Here is a 15,942-nt window from a genome sequence, read left to right as displayed (position 1 = left end):
TGAAGCGGGGGTATCTACTTTTTTATCGAGAAAGCCTTAATGACATCCTCGACTTTTACATCCAACGCTTCGCCTAAGCGACGCTGGACAATGGCTTGAACTTCAGCTTCGCTCTCAGGGTCAATACTCCCCCCTAATGCGTAATTAAAGCTTGCCCGCCATTGTTGCTTTTTGCCAAACCGGATGGTGTAAAACATCCAGTTGACTAACGACCGCGTAGAGCAAATAACGCCGACTGGCGTATCTGTTCCTTTCCGATCTTTACCAAACTTGGCATCGCGCAAGTCATTGGCTACCTTGATGACTTCTCTTAGCATTTTCTTGGGAAGTAACTTCCCAAAGTGTTTATCTAAGATAGACATTTCAGTGGCGGGCTCCGGGTAATCCACCTGCAGCCAACCAATACGGCTCCGAAGAGCCATATCCATCTGTTGGCTTGAGGTGTAATCCTCATCACCACCCTGCCCTTTGGTGTTGCCAGTAGCGGCAATCCAGCAGTGCGGGTGCTTGGTGATGGTCTCACCGGTTTGGGCTACTGTGATTGGTTTGCCTTCCAGTAGTCCATGAAGGTACGCCCCTGAAGCTTCGTTGAGCTTATCTAGCTCATCAAGAATCAGAAGCCCGCCATCACGGTAAGCTTGCAAAGCCGCACCCAACTCAAAGGAGGTACAACCATTTTTAAGTTGGTTAAAACCTTCCAAGTCTTCTGGCATCAACGTCGGTTGACACTGAACCAAATAAACAGGAATGTTCATGCGGTCGGCGACCCACAACAAGAACTCCGTTTTACCCGTACCCGTATGACCATGAAGGCCAAAACAAAGGGGTTGTTTTGGAGCTTGTTGCCAGCCCAAAAACATTCGGACCAAGCTTTCGTTTGGTACGAATTTAGTATTAGCGTCAATGCAGCGCTCTGAGCGCTGATTGAAGACTTTAATAGCCGTTTCTCCAGGGGAAAAAACCTCTGAAAAAGTTGAAGCTGCATCTACCTTTACAAGTGAAGGCGCTTGAGCTGCTGTTGCAGCGTTTGATTGGTTGTTCATGTTGTGCTCCTAAAGCCAAAAATGGCTAAAAATTAAGGAGCAAACAGACACACCTATCCCCAAGGGGCAGGTACAGAACGTGTCTGAATGCCCCGTGGGGTTTAATGTTGTTTTAGTTGAGCCTGACGACGGCATTTGTAGTCAAACGTTGACTTCAAATCATCACCGTCTAGGCCTAAGTGAGAGCAAATCGCAAAGAATAAATCAGAGTTAATAAACTCAGCTTCTTCTTTGAATTCCTCGCTTGTTGGTCGTCCCTCTTTTAAAATAGCAAAGCAGCGCTTCAGCATTCCATATAAGAGGTCGTCTATATCCTGCTTTGACCACGTTAAATGGTATAGCCCATTAGCTATATCCAAATTAGGGTCTAAAGGACTCAGAAAAAGATCGTCACCTTGACCAGCTTTAAGCGCACGTAGTGCGTCTTTGCCGATAGGGTGACGAACAATATCGGGGTGATCCCAATGTGGCTGCCATTGCCGATGACGTTTCATCAGCTTGTGCCTCTTGAAGTCACGAATGACAGTTTCAATATCTGTTTCTGAAACGCGAAAGCGCTTTTTAAGCGCTGACGTCTTTGAACCCTCAAAGTGGCGTTGTGCCAACTCTAAACGTTCAATACGGCTAAGCCGCTTGAGTCTAGATGATTTCATGTTGTGCTCCTGCCCAAATGGGCAATTAATGGAGCAAACAGACACACCTATCCCCCAAGGGGCAGGTACAGAACGTGTCTGAATGCCCCTTGGGGTTTAAAAGTTTGTGGCCTAAGCCAATTTAAAAGCAGCCAATTCGCATCAAAAGGTGGTATGCCTTTCATGGTGATTAGAAGCCGCTGTCATAACTGTGAAGTTATCGCTTTTAGTATCCTGCCAGCTGGCAGTCGAAGTTGATTAATATCATCTTCATTGGTAAATCGTTCAGGCCATCGCCTGATGAATACACACCTCAATGCACATTCATTAAACGACGAATATAAAAGGCCATCCCAAACGGAACGGCCTCCTATGTAGAGTTAGACAGCGCCCATGCTTAATGCTCGCAAGCGGCGCTCTAACTCTGAAATGGATTTTTGCGTGTAGCTCAACTGAATGGCGTTGCCTTTACGCTCGAAACGAGCCTTCAACTGCCGATAGTGCGCTATACGCATTTGTATCGTTTGATACGACATTGTTTACCCTCGCTTCTCTACTTAACCCGCGCAAATGGACTCGAAAATCCACTTGAGAAGATTAAGTAAAGAAGAAAGGCACACCGAGGCAGCAAGCTGCAAATACCCAAAGGGTAACTCGGTGTGTTTTTTTAGGCTGGTTGCTCGTTAAACAATTTAACGAGCAAGGTATCGTACCCGATACCAATGCGGTCTGCTGCATTGGCAGCGAAGACTGTAGCTGTGTACGAATCACAAGCTACAGCTGCACTAACAGCATTAGTTACTGCATTCGCAGCATTGTGGGCAGCCCATAGGGGCGCGTGGTCCTCCCCACAGGCTGCTACTACAGCGCTAAACGCTGTATCCATAGCAGCAAAAGCTGCTTCGTTAGCTGCCTGAATTACTTCAGGTGCTAACGCAAGTGGATTGTTTAGAAATTGAACAACCCGTTTGTATTGCTCAGATGAGCAATACGGCTTAATTAGGTTGACTACGTTTAACACGTAGTCGCAAACGGCAATCACCGTTTTGTTTTTGTCTAGCGTTCTACCCGCTAGATAAAAAACTTCTAGGCCATCGCCAAGTCTATTTAACTTAGCGATTTCTTCTTTTGTAATTTTCATGTGTAGCTCCTAAACCTCTCCGGTGAGGTGATTTTATTAAAAATAATAAACCCTCAACGGCCGGATTGGAGATACACTAACCCTAACGGGAAGTGAACTCCCCGTTGAGGGTAGAATTTTAAAAGTTATGCCGAAGCCATAAGCGGCTTATAGATACACCCTATAGGGTGTATGAATAAACCCCCTAATGGGATGTATCGACGTGGTTAGCCACTAACATCTTCGATACAAGACGCCTTTTTTCTTCTTGCAATCTATTGATTGCTTGGTGAAGTTAAGCCCCGCGAACAAAACAAGGGACTGACACAATGTGCCCCTTGTCGTTACGCTTTGTTTCGCTGTGGCCTGTTGCTGGTGAAACAACATCCGGGCGTGAGCCCTTCAGTGCTGCCAGAACCATGCCTGAAACAATGTAACGAACGCCCTGTTGAGCTTCAGGTAAACCCTGAACCTCACCAAAGCGTTGTTCGCAGACATCATCAACGATGTCCGTAAAGCTTGATGATACACGGGCGATATTCCCGGTAGCTTCAAACTTACGTCCATCATTCAAAATAATGTCGTGGGGAGTCAAATTGATATAATTCATATCAATTCTCTTGCTGCGTTATGCTCCAAATTTCATACATCGCTAACGATATACTTATATTGGGATTTTAGCAGCAAGCTCCATCTCTAATCCGGGCGAGAATTTAAACAATAAAACCCTCAGCGGCCGGATTGGAGATACACGAAACCCTTACGGGAAGTGAACTCCCCGTTGAGGGTAAAAGTTATGGCGAAATGCCGAAGTCAAAATTGACTGTCATACACGCTAGTTGGGTTACCAGGTGTATCGCTAGTTTTGTATTCCGCTTGCAAGCGGTCGAAGTTGATTAATCATCTTCATTTTAAAAATCGAAGACCAACAAGCATTGCTTGCCAGTAAATTTGAATTAACCCGTTTATGGGCTTTTGAGGTAAGTTTGCGCTTGGAGCGCCTTCTCAACGGCAGGGCCGGAGGAAAAAAGCCTAAGCTCTGGGATAAGAATATAAAACGAGCTTACAAAAATCAAGAGGGTTAACCTTCATTTAGGGTGGGATTTTCAGGTGTAAATCCCCCCTACCCTTTTCTCCGGTGCCTTAAACTATCAGCATTCAAACTGGAGGTTTTATGAGAATACCAAAAAACATCGCGCTCGCAACAGCGCTGGCCGCTCTGATTTCAGGCTGCTCTAGCGCACCAGTCGAGGAAAGACTTGCTCACGTGAAGATTGATTCGCAAGAGGCCCCTTCGTTTCGGGTTAGGCACATCTTTCATTTTGATTTTGACAGCTACACTATCTCTGAAAATGACTATGAGAGCCTAAAAGCGCATGCCAATTACATTTCCACGTCGAACAATAGAGCACTCATACAAGGCTCAGCAGATTCACTTGGCTTAAACGAATACAATTTCGAGCTCGGGCTAAAAAGAGCTGAGGCTTTAAAAAATGCTTTGGTAGATTTAGGTGTAAACCCTGATTTAATTAACGTAACCTCTGTCGGGCCATCCAGCCCAAACGTAAGCGCTCGTAGAGCTGTTATCACCTATTAGCCAAACAAATTGCGGTATCTTGAATGCGCGGTAATGTCAAAAGAATCATTACAACCATCAAGGTGTCGCAATGTCTCATCAATCTACCAGCAAAACCATCACTACATTAAAGGCAAGCAATGAAGACTTTGAGTGGTATCCAACCACTCAAGAAATGATTGCCATTATCAAAGCCGATATGGAAACAGATAACCTCGGCAGTCGGCCTAGTGTAATCGACGTTGGGGCAGGCGACGGTAGAGTGCTCGCCGCCCTTACCGATGGCGATAAATATGCCATCGAAAAGTCCAAGCCGCTGTTGAGTGCTATTAGGCATAACGTTTCTGTCATTGGAACAGACTTTCTTCAGCAGACCCTTATCGATAAATCCGCTGAAATTTTGTTTTGCAACCCTCCATATAAGGAGTTCACTACTTGGTGCGAAAAGATCATTCGAGAAGCAAATGTTTCAGCAAGCATCTACCTCGTGATCCCTCAGCGCTGGAAAGAAAGTGTGAGCATTAAGAATGCACTAGATGCTCGTAACGTCGATGCGACCGTTATTTTCGAAGGTGATTTTCTACAAGGTGACCGAGCAGCGCGGGCAAAAGTCCATATTGTGAAAATAGATATGGATCCATCCAGGCACTACGCCGGAAGAACCTGGCGTGAAATCACACAAAAGCCCAAAAGCGAGCGCCCACGAATTGCTAAAAAGGCTTTTGATGTTTGGTTTGATGAGCACTTTAAAATCTCTGCCACTAAAGACAAAGTGAGCGAATGGGCGCGTAAGGAAGCCGAGGAAGGGAATCTTAAAAGTAAAATAAAAAGCAGCGAAATTATTCAACACAAAGGCCTTATTGAAGGCTTGGTTGAGTTTTATAATCGTGATTTGAGTAAGCTTATGGGAACCTATCAAGCGCTATCTGATTTAGATAGCAACTTACTTAGTGAGCTTGATGTGAATGTAGACGGCGTTAAGAGTGCGTTACGCCAGCGAATCAAAGGGTTAAAGCAACTTTATTGGAGCGAGCTCTTTGAGCGCCTGACGAGCGTTACAGAGCGTTTAACGAGTGATAGTCGTAAATCCTTAGTAGATAAGCTGTTTGCGCAAACGTCTATCGACTTTTCTGTTGATAACGCGCACGCTCTCGCGCTTTGGGTTGTGAAAAATGCGAATCTATATCTTGAAGATCAATTAGTGCTCACATTTCAAAGAATGATTAATGCGGCAAACGTCATTAATTATGTCTCGAATCAGAAGACCTTTTCTGATGAGGACTGGTTTTACGGTCGGAAACCAAAAGATTTGTCTCACTTTAAACTTGATCACCGAGTTGTCTTATCTGGCATCGGAGCTTTAAAAACCAATTGGTTTGATGGTCGAATCGAGGGCCTAGCAACCAACGCCGAAAACTTCCTTAATGATCTAATGACAATCGCTAGCAATATAGGCTTTGCGACTGAGGGAATGCCACGAGCAAACAATTTCGTATGGGATAGCGGCGTCAAAAATGCTTTCCTATTTCGGGATTTAAACACCGGCAAAACCAACACACTGTTTGAGGTGAAAGCATTTAAGAACGGTAATCTACACATAAAGTTTAACCAAGGCTTCATTTGCGGCTTAAACTGTGAGTTTGGTCGTTTGAAGGGGTGGCTGAAGACGCGCGAGCAAGCGGCTGATGAGCTCAACATAGATATTGAAGATACGGCGCAATTTGGAGTCAACCTCCAACTGGCTGTTAACGATATAGTGCCTCGACTTGGCTTCGCCAAGAACGCGCCATAGCTTAAGATGAAACAAGCTGATACAATCTGTACCAGCTTGTTTCATTATGATTCATATCATATCAATTCAATCCATACCATTATGCATTATACTATTGTGTTTCATAATGACACATTTCATAACTTTACATTGCGACTTGTGATAATCTATAGCATAGCAATACAGTACATATCGCTATATACTGTCCTAATTCATATTAGGGTAAACTGAACTAATTCATAATGTTCCAGAGTGATATAAAACAGTCCATCAAGGAGGCATCAATGAGTGGCAACATCATCGTCGTTATGAATCAAAAAGGCGGAGTAGGTAAGTCTACCGTTGCAACTAATATCGCCGTTGAGTCAGCGTTAGCTGGATACAACGCTTGTATTATCGATGCAGACCCCAATCGAAAACAGGGTACAAAGTCGTGGATTCACAAGCGAGTTAATGGCAAATATGACTTCGCACAAATAGAATCTAGAGAATGCTACGGTGATATTTTTGACACAGTGCAAGCTCGAGCTAGAGAGCATGACATCGTAATTGTCGATTGTGGTGGGTTAGACTCGACAGAATCTGCAAGCGCTTGTGCGACTGCGCATCTAGCCTTGGTTCCTATTGAGTGCGATATTTTTGATGAGCAGGGTGAGTTACTAGGTTTTAGTTCTGACCCGATCAGTGAGATGGATAACATGTTAAGTCGCATGAAAGCAGGGAATCGCACACTAAAAACGGCAACTATTCTCAATAAATACCCAACTTCATCATTCGCTAAAAATGGAGTGTTGACACGGAAGTACCTAACTGAGCGCACAAAAAATCTACGTCCGTTAAAGCAAACGCTAAAACATTCAAACGAGTTTAGTAAAGCTGCAGCTTATGGGGCAGGTGTAAGTGAAATGGGGAGCTCACCGTCGGCCGGGCAAGTACAGCTTGTATTTAAAGAAATTGTCGAGCTATTAAACGAGGAGTAGGGGATATGAAAGAGCCTAAGCTACCTTTGAAAAAAGCTGAGCTGCCGAAGCGCACTAAAGCCGTTGAAAAAGTCATTAGCTCTGCCCAGGTGAACACTGGCCAAAGCAGGGCTAAACCAATCAAGCCAGCAAACAATTCGCAGGACAAGCATGATTGGTTACAACATGACCCCGATGAAAAACCAACTGTTGCTCGGGCGCACACAGTTAATTCCAGAAATCTTGCAATTCTGAAGCATCTTGCTTCTGAGCATGGGATTAGCGAGCGCAGTGCAGCTACAGCTATCGTAGCTCAAGGGCTGGCCCTTATGGAGCCTTTGATTTTGGAAGCTGAACGATTGGGAATGACGCCAAAAATAGACCTGCAAGCCGCAATGGGCTTAACAAAGAAGTCCAAGTAAGAAATTGGAGAGTAGGGCGCTAGTCAGTGCCCTGCTTCCCACATCAACCAAACTTCTATTATTGAAATTTCCAGACCAAACTTTAACGATCTCTGCACCCTTTAAACCTAACTTGCACGATCACTCTCTCAGAAGTTAGCCTAACTTATGCTAGTGATTAAGCACATCAAACCAAACCTATGCTAAAAAACCTAGCCGCTAACCTAACCTAGACGAGTTAAATCGTTCATTTTGACCTGACTTTAACGAGAAGTACGCAATTAAACCTAACTTTAACGATCCGTCATTGCTGCATTTTGTCTATACGGCTAACATGAATCCAATGAACAACAAATAGGCTGAAAACATGTCTGATTCGACTAACGAAGACACATACAACTTGCTTTACATTGACTCTGATTTTCTAGCAGAAAACGATGGCTCTAGTTACGTTGCAAGCACTATGCTATCGCGTATCTTTGTTCCGTCACAAAAGGTACCAAAGGAAATTTTACAGCGCTATAGAGATGAGGAAAGTGTGCAGCGACAACTTCTCGCTCAAGAGCCCATTGCTGACATTCGTATATCACCACCATATTGGTCCAAAGGCGCAAATAAGCGAGAGTTTGATACGTTATATGTGGAAATCTTTGGTGCCATTTGCCTTACTGGTGACCGGCATTGCTTGGACTGCATTATCGCGCATGGCGGCCTAATACATAATCCGACCGATAGACAGTTAACTCTCCGGCAGGCCGCTGAACTTTGTGGGTTAGACGTGGATTGGTCTCGCTATAATGACCAATCGCGCATTGATAAGCCTTTACTTAATTCCGGAGTCTACTTTCACGTTCAGGTAAGCACTTTACTCAAAGCTATGGGGTTAGCTCCCGTTAAGAAGAACCGCCAAGCTCTCCTGCCTAAGTTACAAAGGCTTGCTTTAATGCATTTGTTACTGTCATTTGAAAGTGAAGGTATAAAAATCCCAAATCGCGGCAGAATACTTACCTTGGTTGATAAAGAGTATCACTTGCTTTTGAATAAGAATTTAATTCGAAACCAAAATAGTTTATCTGACGATACTTTTACGGACCTCATTATATGCGTGAATGACTTCTATATTTCATCACTTTCAGAAGACGGCCAGATTAGCCGAGAACGCTTTCTGAACGAATACCCTTATCTTATCGGCCAGGGGCAATTCGAAGATTTTGCAAAGTACCTCGATAGCCATACTAGAAACTATCTACATGGAAAGTTTTTAAGTGACCTTATCTACAGCTATTACAATGAAAAGATCGACACATACGGGATGAATATTTATGAGAAAGTCGCTCTTATGATTGAGCAGTCACTTGTAAAAAAGAGTGAGCTGTTAACGCATTTTGAGTTGCTTCTTAAGCCTGATTTGAATCCTAAGAAAAGGATCAAAGGGCAGGATTATCGTTTGATGTGGCTTCCTAAGCTAGAGCGAAAATTATGAGTTCAATTTCTGTATCACTCCGAAATTACAATGAATTTGTGTCTGAGAACCCAATACCAGACTTTATACTAAAAGGCCTTCCAAGAAGAGGGTTAGGAATGCTGATAGCACCGCCGGACAGCGGGAAATCAAACCTATGCTTGGCGATGGCTTACGAAGTCAGTACAGGTATAAACGTCGTAGGCGTAACGCCTCCTGAACAGCCGCCTTCGAGGGTTTTATATTGGCCTGTAGAGGACGGTATTCATCAAGCGTTTGAACGCATACAGGCTCATTTAAGGCACCTTCCAGAAGATACACAGCAACAGATAGAACGAAATTTCTCCTTATACAAATCAATTGGACCTATTTTGAGCGCCAGCAGAAATGCGAATCAAGCTGAAATTATTGCTGCGCGACAATCACTCGATGACTTGATCGAGCATGCTAAAGAGTTTGACCTTCTAATTATTGATACCATACGAGAAGCGATTGGAACGGCGACGGAAGTAGAGGATGACGTGCGGATAAAGGAAGCTTTAAAAGAGTTAGCTCAAGAAGCTAATGTTGCAGTTTTGGCTACACACCATCCGACAAAAAATGTTATTCGAGGCCTGGAGGGTGTTTCCACGGCATCTGGGAGCGGTCTTTCATGCACCATTGCGTATGCCCGCTGTCATTTCTACCTAGAGGCTAAAAGCGACAAAAGAACAGGTGAAATAACACATACGCTAGTTCAGCCAAAAGCTAATTTCCTAGCAACAAGCCATAGAGTTAATCAACGACTGAATTGGTCAAATAGCGGTTTACTACATTCTCCGAACTCCAATTTCATTGGACAGAAAACAGAGCATGAATATTTAGAAGTCGATGTCGATACTTCTTATGAAAATGATTTAGAAGAATCCAACACTGTGCCAAGAGTGAAGCCAGCTGCGCCAAGGAAACAACCAAAGGTTATTGAGGCCACTGAGGACGTTTTAAGTATTGAGAGTAGAGTTCTAGCAGAAGAGGAGCGTAAAAAGCGCTCACCTATATCTGACGAGCTCGTTGAGAAATTCTTAAAGGCAAAAGGGAAGAATAGTGATCGTACAAGTTAGCCTAACTTTGACGAGCGATCGTGTAAGTTTCATTAAGAAACCCAACTGAAATCGTCTAGGTAATGTTAGTGAATCGTCAAAGTTAGGTTTAAAGTAGTCAAAGTTACCTATACCCAACGATCTGATCTTCAAAGATAGGTCAAATACAAGCGCTCTATGATCTTTATGATCTATATGAATAGATGAAGATACTACCGCGCACCCTTGAGGGTTGCTTGGTCTACCCAAAACCCTCGTCAGCCATAATGTGGCTAACGTGCGTTTTGGGTATCAATTTAATAACAGGTGTTCAATATTATTTAACATAATCCACATTATGCGAAGTAAGGTATTGATTTTACAGGGTTTTATATTTTAAAAGGATTCCCACCATTCGTCAAAACTATCAAACCCACCACACCCATTTGAACAGTGTGCTCGCCACGTTAATCTCATTTGTTCTTTATCAGCGGAATAATACTGAAGGCTGCTTGGTTCGATACCAGGGACTCTGACGCGATCGCTTTGCTTCACTAAAGCTCCAGCTTGAAAGAATATGTCGCATTGAGTCTCTACACGAGGTGCATTTACACAATTAAGCAATTTCACGCTCCGTTCGCTACTGTCTATTGAGCTTGCCCCATCGCAACCCGAGGCGCCGAAAAGAATAATAGTTAGCATTACCAGTTTGTATTTCATGATTTGATTCCTTGTTTCAAGCAAATAATAATGGTTGTGCACGTTGAATCATCACCTTTTCTGAGGTGCCGAAATTAGCACATCGCTCTGATGCTTTTTCTAAGGCTCTAGAAAGTAGGTCGAATCCAACAAAGTGTCGGTTATTTTTTAACGCAGCTTCAGCGGATGCGCCGCTACCAAAGAAACCATCAAAAACAATATCACCTTCATTGCTACTTTGCTGAATGAGTATATTTAAAAGTTCTACAGGCTTTTCCGTTGGGTATAGCTCATTACCGCGAAGACCTTTCACTCGAATAATATCCGAGATGGATGCGTTATTAAGTTGGCGATGCTTCCCTGGGCGCTCCACCTTCTCTAAAAACATGATCATTTCATGCTGGCATCGGTAGTGATACCCCATCCCGATAGATACTTTATCCCAGATGATACATTTCCAGAATTTAAAGCCAGCTTCTATTGCTTTGGGCTGTAAGGCGAACGCTGTTTCTTGGTCACAAAGCATATAAGCGTGACTTCCGGGCTTAAGGATTCGAAAACACTCGTTAAGATGCTCTTCCAAGTATTCGTTGCTTACCACAGGAAACCACGTATTGCTGCTTGCCGATGATTGACTGAGCCGTGTGGTTGTACCTTTGGCCCTGTGCTTTTCTAGGCTTTCGTATGCAGGATCGAACACAATGAGATCTACACTAGCAGACTCGACTGTTTTAATGAGCGTATTCGCGTCACCTTGTCGTAAATCGAAATTGGCCATAACTGCTCCTCAAATGAATAGAGCTTCCCATGCTTTTGCAGCCACGCAACTTAATTGGCTTCATTTTGAGCTGGAATTTTCATCCTAAACGAAGCGATATGCGCTTTTTTTCCAGTTAATATAGTCACACTAACCAATGGAGGCTCTATGTTCAGCTCGTTACTACTTAGTTTGGGATTATTCGGAAGTCAGCCTGTCGCGTTGCCAGTCCATGAAGCATTTCGCTCTTCAACAATGCAAGGCCGTGGTTACACTTTGGTGCGATTTGATATGCCCGAGCACGACTACTATTTATACCAAGACAGATTTACTGTCACCAACATTTCTGGACAGCCCTATCGTGTCCAATTTATGAGCCAAGCAGAGATGCACAAAGATGAATTTATCGGTGAAACTTTCATTTTTCGTGATCAAGCCTTTCTGAAAGTCTTTACCCACGAGCCCTTTTCAGTGTCTTTCCAAGGGTGCAAAGAAGCTACGCTATGTTATCCGCCGACAAAAATTGACGTAAATGGTGCTGGATGAACTTATCCACATTTTTTTGGGATAACTCTGTTGATAGGTTGAAGAGTTAAGCGCCTGCTTTGGGTATGAAGCATTGTCTAATTTTTGGCCAGCCAATAATCTTGCGTCATTTGGGAAATCAGTAAGCTGGCTTTATCTCAAACAGACGGAGAAAACCAATGCTTACTTACGAAGCGCGAGTAAAAAAAATAAAAACGGTTGAGGATATCGATACGCAATTGCGTTTAGCCAAAGCCTATTTAATGCGATTGAAGCGCGCAGCCAAGCAGCCTGAGTTAAGCCTTGCGGAGAAACTACAAGCACTTGAAAACGTTAAGCAGGCGGAGATTACCTTGAGAGCCTTCCGCCGCAATTGCTTTGATATTGAAGACGAGATTACTCGCCAAGATTCATTGAAAAATGAAAAGGAAGCCGCATGAGAATTTTTAACGTACTTCGATTTTTTGCATTTGTTGCGATTGGTTTGTTTATTGGCTCCGCTGTGACCTTCGCCTCACCGATGCAGACGTTTGACCAAACGAAATCGGCATTACTTCAGCATGTTTATTTTGACAATCAAAAAACTCTTTACTGCGGGTGTGATTTTCAGCGCAGAGGTCGAAACGGTGGTACTGTCGATCATGATTCGTGCGGTTACCAGCTTGATGGACGACGCGGTGATAGTGAAACCCGTGCTGCCCGGATTGAATTTGAGCATATCGTACCTATCAGCGTCATTACGCGAGGACGCCCTTGCGGGAATCGGTCTGAATGCTCGCGATCCGATGCGCAATATCGGCAAATAAAAGCCGACCCCTTCAATATTTCCCCTGCCATTGGCGAGGTGAATGCGCTTCGCTCTAATTACAGCTTCACCGAGCTTACGCATATCAGTTTCAGCGAAAGCTTTGGAGCCTGTGACTTTAAATTTGATGCCCGCCAGCGATTAGTGGAGCCAGCCGATAGTGTGAAAGGTTTTATTGCACGAACCTACATGTACGTCAGTTGGGCTTACGGAATGCCCCTAAACGAGCATGAGCAGCTTCTATTTGCGAAATGGCACCATGAGCACCCTGTTACCGATTGGGAGCTTACACGGCATAATAGAGTTGCTGCGCTACAGGGATGGAGCAACCCTTACGTGACCGGCGAGAAGTCATGGACCCATATCAAAACAGCGTTTACAGCTGCCACAGGTTTATACGGGGACGGCCGCTACAGTGTGACCCACTCTATCGACGCGAATAATACCGCATCCGACGACCCGGCGTTTGTCGGTAATAGAAACTCTGGAATTTACTTTCCAAGAGGGTGTCATTGGTATGATCGCATCAGCGGTGAAAATCGGGTACCTTTTGATAGTGCACAAGAAGCTGAGGCGGCAGGTTACCGCGCGGCAAGAAACTGTTAAGTTAATTTGCACAGTAGAAAAACGCGCCGACGGCGGATTTTGCTTAATCTTTCTGCACTATCTTAAAACCGTGTCGCATTAGCGACGGTTGCAGTGCTCGATAACAAAATAGCGGCAGCTAGCACTATTCCTGTTCCTAACCCTTTTTTGTAGCGTCAATAGCTTTTGTAGTTATATTGAAGGTCAACTCACAGAACGAAGGGCTTAACCATGAAAACATTAACGATTGAAATTGATAACGAGGCAAATATTCGCTTTACTGGTGAATTAATTGGGTGTGCTTCAAGCTCACCAAATCAGGCGATGGGTAGCTCATACAGCGGCAAAGTAGGTCGATGGACCGAACTGGAGCTCTATAAAACCGAAGGCGGTAAATTTATCTGCCGACAGATCGGGCGTACACAATGGCAAGGAGAGCGCGACCGATTTAGTGGAAAAGTTTGTGAATCGCTGGGTGAGGTGAAGGATTTTTTTGGATACCGCTGGCTCGCTAAAGAGCTGTACAAAAACACAGGTATTGATGCGTCAACAACTGTTGGCAAAGGCTATCAATCATTTTATTTAAGCCCTATAGAAATTGAAGCAGCGCGATATTACGTTACCTTTGGTTGCCCAAAACTTGTTGGCGTACCCGAGTTTAGCGAAATAAATTCAGATCTCGGCGAACCTGTCACATACGTTGACGGAACTGACTTCACTCAAGAGGAGTATGCAAAACTGGAGATGGGCGAAGATTCAGTTGAAAAGCTTAGTGAGCTCATAGCCAAATTGATTCAAGATGATAGTTATGACGGTGAAAGGCTTAAAAATATCTTATTTTAATGCTTTTCTATTACCGACGCCTACTATCTGCTAATTTGCTTATAGCTAGGGCTGAGTGCTTATGCTCACGCAAGTCGTAGCGCTCCGTTGTTGAGGGGGCAGAATGACCCATCAATGTTTGTACTTGTAACAGATCAACATCCAAGGAGAGAAGGGCGGTCGCAAAGCTTGCGCGAAAGTCATGAGGGCTGTATTGGTTGCCAAAACCTGCGGCTATAACCCGTCTTTCGACCATGAGGGCTACACCTCTAGGTGAGATTGGGCTGAGGTCTTTACCAAGAGGTTTGTCTTTGCTTCTTAGTAACTTTCCAGACTTAGAGAGAGCGCAAAATAAGGGGCCTATCTCTTCACCGCGCACTTCGTCTAAATACCTTAAAATTGCATCTTCAACCTCAGAATACATCGGCAAATGCCGCTCTAGTTGCCCCTTCCCAATAACTTTCAACATTTGATGTTGAAAGTTGACGGACTCAGGGAATGATAGCCCTGATACCTCTGAGCGTCTTAAACCACACCCGTACATGATTTGAAAAATTGCTACATCTCGAATGCCTGCTGGAGTTCCGTCGTCACACACTTTAATTATTTGCTTAAAGTCAGAAAGTGTAATGAAATTCTGTGATTTGTTTCGGCTTGGCTTTGGCGGGCTTAGCTGCTCACTTATTTCTGATAGCAATGACCGGGGAGCTCTTTTTTCTGGATCGATGTTCTGTAATCCGATGCTTTTTTTCAGTACACCACGAATTGCAGATAAATGAAGCAAGCCAGTGCGATGAGATTTTCCTTCGGACCCTTTGAATGTTCCGATGTAACGCTGAATATCGGTAAATGATATTTTGCTCCAAGGGATCTGTTTCGGTGTTGCGTTTTTATCGCCAGTTACACTTACAGCGAAAGACGTTAGCGCGGACACCATAGTGCGTAATGACGCTTCGGAGTGAAGCCCATCTAAATATGCATCAACTGGATCTATATAGTTACTCATCAATCAGCTCCATTAATACCTTTAATCAATGTTATAGGAACCAATTGAAAATTAAAAGAACGCAATGCGAAGTAGGGCTGCAACTTTAAAAACTACCCCACCATTCATCAAACTCATTAAACCCACCACACCCGCTTTGACAGGTCGCTCGCCAAGCTATCAGCATAGCGTCCTTTTTTGCACTAGCGTAGTCTAGGCTATTTAGTTTTATGCCGGGAACAAAAACTAAATCACCATGTTTGTTCTTTTCAAGCACATTAGGTTCAAATAATTTGCTGCACGAACTAAATATCCGAGGGTTAGCTGAGCATTCTATTAGCAGCTGCTTAATCTCCTGCGCTTCTTCATTGTAAATTTGGGCGTCGCAACCTGCTAGCGCAATGACAGCCGTAAGTGCGAGTGTAAGTTTTAATGCTTTCATCGTTGCATTCCTTTTTCTTTTTAAAATATCTTTTCGTATTAAACCACTAATACTTTATAGGGCAAGTCAGTATTTGACAATAAAGGGGTTGGTGCGCTCGCAAGGGCTGTGCAAATAAATAGCGGTAATTTAATCTTGGGTTATTGTAGTTGCACTGTATAGCTGCTTTTTCCAGAGAGATCAAAAACAATGCTTTTAGTGGCGACGTTATATCCGCGTGATAGGATAATATACAGTTAATTTATGCTGTATCAAATAAAGAGGTATGAATGTTAATTGTTATGTTGAAATTGCTGCTTC

The 15,942-nt window shown here is 43.8% G+C and carries 19 protein-coding genes; 10 read left to right on the top strand and 9 right to left on the bottom strand.

The window, feature by feature from the left end; all coding sequences use genetic code 11:
* Positions 1 to 14 precede the first annotated feature (14 nt).
* From M1L23_RS00680 to M1L23_RS00660, 5 genes are all read right to left on the bottom strand, one after another.
* Positions 15 to 1,043 (bottom strand): AAA family ATPase, encoded by a 1,029-nt coding sequence (locus M1L23_RS00680; RefSeq protein WP_252625025.1) that lies wholly within the window; start codon positions 1,041 to 1,043, stop codon positions 15 to 17.
* A gap of 101 nt (positions 1,044 to 1,144) precedes the next feature.
* Positions 1,145 to 1,696, bottom strand: a complete 552-nt coding sequence (locus M1L23_RS00675; RefSeq protein ID WP_252625024.1) for a hypothetical protein — start codon at positions 1,694 to 1,696, stop codon at positions 1,145 to 1,147.
* Between the two features lie 359 nt (positions 1,697 to 2,055).
* Positions 2,056 to 2,211: a hypothetical protein gene (locus M1L23_RS00670; RefSeq protein WP_252625022.1), complete on the bottom strand. Its 156-nt coding sequence runs from the start codon at positions 2,209 to 2,211 to the stop codon at positions 2,056 to 2,058.
* A 131-nt stretch (positions 2,212 to 2,342) separates the two neighbouring features.
* A complete protein-coding gene (locus M1L23_RS00665) occupies positions 2,343 to 2,816 on the bottom strand; it encodes a hypothetical protein (RefSeq protein ID WP_252625020.1) in 474 nt (157 codons plus the stop codon).
* Between the two features lie 274 nt (positions 2,817 to 3,090).
* Positions 3,091 to 3,405 (bottom strand): hypothetical protein, encoded by a 315-nt coding sequence (locus M1L23_RS00660; RefSeq protein WP_252625018.1) that lies wholly within the window; start codon positions 3,403 to 3,405, stop codon positions 3,091 to 3,093.
* Positions 3,406 to 3,969: 564 nt separating this feature from the next.
* On the opposite strand from M1L23_RS00660, the gene M1L23_RS00655 reads away from it, so the two are divergent.
* From M1L23_RS00655 to M1L23_RS00630, 6 genes are all read left to right on the top strand, one after another.
* Entirely contained in the window at positions 3,970 to 4,392 is a 423-nt protein-coding gene (locus M1L23_RS00655; protein WP_252625017.1) for an OmpA family protein, read from the top strand.
* 70 nt (positions 4,393 to 4,462) lie between these two features.
* Positions 4,463 to 6,163: a class I SAM-dependent methyltransferase gene (locus M1L23_RS00650; protein WP_252625015.1), complete on the top strand. Its 1,701-nt coding sequence runs from the start codon at positions 4,463 to 4,465 to the stop codon at positions 6,161 to 6,163.
* A gap of 263 nt (positions 6,164 to 6,426) precedes the next feature.
* Positions 6,427 to 7,122: an AAA family ATPase gene (locus tag M1L23_RS00645; protein ID WP_252625014.1), complete on the top strand. Its 696-nt coding sequence runs from the start codon at positions 6,427 to 6,429 to the stop codon at positions 7,120 to 7,122.
* Positions 7,123 to 7,127: 5 nt separating this feature from the next.
* A complete protein-coding gene (locus M1L23_RS00640; protein WP_252625012.1) occupies positions 7,128 to 7,523 on the top strand; it encodes a hypothetical protein in 396 nt (131 codons plus the stop codon).
* Positions 7,524 to 7,869: 346 nt separating this feature from the next.
* Positions 7,870 to 8,985, top strand: a complete 1,116-nt coding sequence (locus M1L23_RS00635; RefSeq protein ID WP_252625010.1) for a hypothetical protein — start codon at positions 7,870 to 7,872, stop codon at positions 8,983 to 8,985.
* The gene (locus tag M1L23_RS00630; RefSeq protein WP_252625008.1) at positions 8,982 to 10,064 is read left to right on the top strand and encodes an AAA family ATPase; all 1,083 of its coding nucleotides are present in this window, start codon (positions 8,982 to 8,984) and stop codon (positions 10,062 to 10,064) included. Before M1L23_RS00635 ends, M1L23_RS00630 begins: the two co-directional genes overlap by 4 nt.
* Positions 10,065 to 10,418: 354 nt before the next feature.
* Here M1L23_RS00630 and M1L23_RS00625 read toward each other — a convergent pair whose 3' ends face one another.
* Together M1L23_RS00625 and M1L23_RS00620 are read right to left on the bottom strand one after the other, a co-directional pair.
* Positions 10,419 to 10,742, bottom strand: coding sequence for a hypothetical protein (locus M1L23_RS00625; protein ID WP_252625007.1), 324 nt, complete (start codon positions 10,740 to 10,742; stop codon positions 10,419 to 10,421).
* 16 nt (positions 10,743 to 10,758) lie between these two features.
* Positions 10,759 to 11,499 carry a DNA-methyltransferase gene (locus M1L23_RS00620; RefSeq protein WP_252625005.1) on the bottom strand — a complete coding sequence of 247 codons (741 nt, stop codon included), beginning with the start codon at positions 11,497 to 11,499 and terminating at the stop codon, positions 10,759 to 10,761.
* A 147-nt stretch (positions 11,500 to 11,646) separates the two neighbouring features.
* Between M1L23_RS00620 and M1L23_RS00615 the strand changes: the two genes are divergently transcribed.
* The 4 genes from M1L23_RS00615 to M1L23_RS00600 all read left to right on the top strand — a co-directional run bounded on the left by M1L23_RS00615 (position 11,647) and on the right by M1L23_RS00600 (position 14,236).
* Positions 11,647 to 12,024 carry a protein-disulfide reductase DsbD domain-containing protein gene (locus M1L23_RS00615; RefSeq protein WP_252625004.1) on the top strand — a complete coding sequence of 126 codons (378 nt, stop codon included), beginning with the start codon at positions 11,647 to 11,649 and terminating at the stop codon, positions 12,022 to 12,024.
* A gap of 158 nt (positions 12,025 to 12,182) precedes the next feature.
* Entirely contained in the window at positions 12,183 to 12,443 is a 261-nt protein-coding gene (locus tag M1L23_RS00610) for a hypothetical protein (RefSeq protein ID WP_252625002.1), read from the top strand.
* Positions 12,440 to 13,414, top strand: coding sequence for an endonuclease (locus M1L23_RS00605; protein ID WP_252625000.1), 975 nt, complete (start codon positions 12,440 to 12,442; stop codon positions 13,412 to 13,414). The genes M1L23_RS00610 and M1L23_RS00605 overlap by 4 nt, the downstream gene beginning before the upstream one ends.
* Before the next feature lie 210 nt (positions 13,415 to 13,624).
* Positions 13,625 to 14,236 carry a hypothetical protein gene (locus M1L23_RS00600; protein ID WP_252624998.1) on the top strand — a complete coding sequence of 204 codons (612 nt, stop codon included), beginning with the start codon at positions 13,625 to 13,627 and terminating at the stop codon, positions 14,234 to 14,236.
* A 10-nt stretch (positions 14,237 to 14,246) separates the two neighbouring features.
* Here M1L23_RS00600 and M1L23_RS00595 read toward each other — a convergent pair whose 3' ends face one another.
* Positions 14,247 to 15,221: a tyrosine-type recombinase/integrase gene (locus M1L23_RS00595; protein ID WP_252624996.1), complete on the bottom strand. Its 975-nt coding sequence runs from the start codon at positions 15,219 to 15,221 to the stop codon at positions 14,247 to 14,249.
* Between the two features lie 85 nt (positions 15,222 to 15,306).
* Positions 15,307 to 15,642, bottom strand: coding sequence for a hypothetical protein (locus M1L23_RS00590; RefSeq protein WP_252624994.1), 336 nt, complete (start codon positions 15,640 to 15,642; stop codon positions 15,307 to 15,309).
* Positions 15,643 to 15,942: the final 300 nt, after the last annotated feature.

It is taken from the genome of Aliidiomarina quisquiliarum, assembly GCF_023922585.1.
In the GTDB taxonomy this organism is placed as follows: domain Bacteria; phylum Pseudomonadota; class Gammaproteobacteria; order Enterobacterales; family Alteromonadaceae; genus Aliidiomarina; species Aliidiomarina quisquiliarum.
Note: the sequence above shows the minus strand (reverse complement) of the source record. Positions and strands in the feature narration are given on the sequence as shown.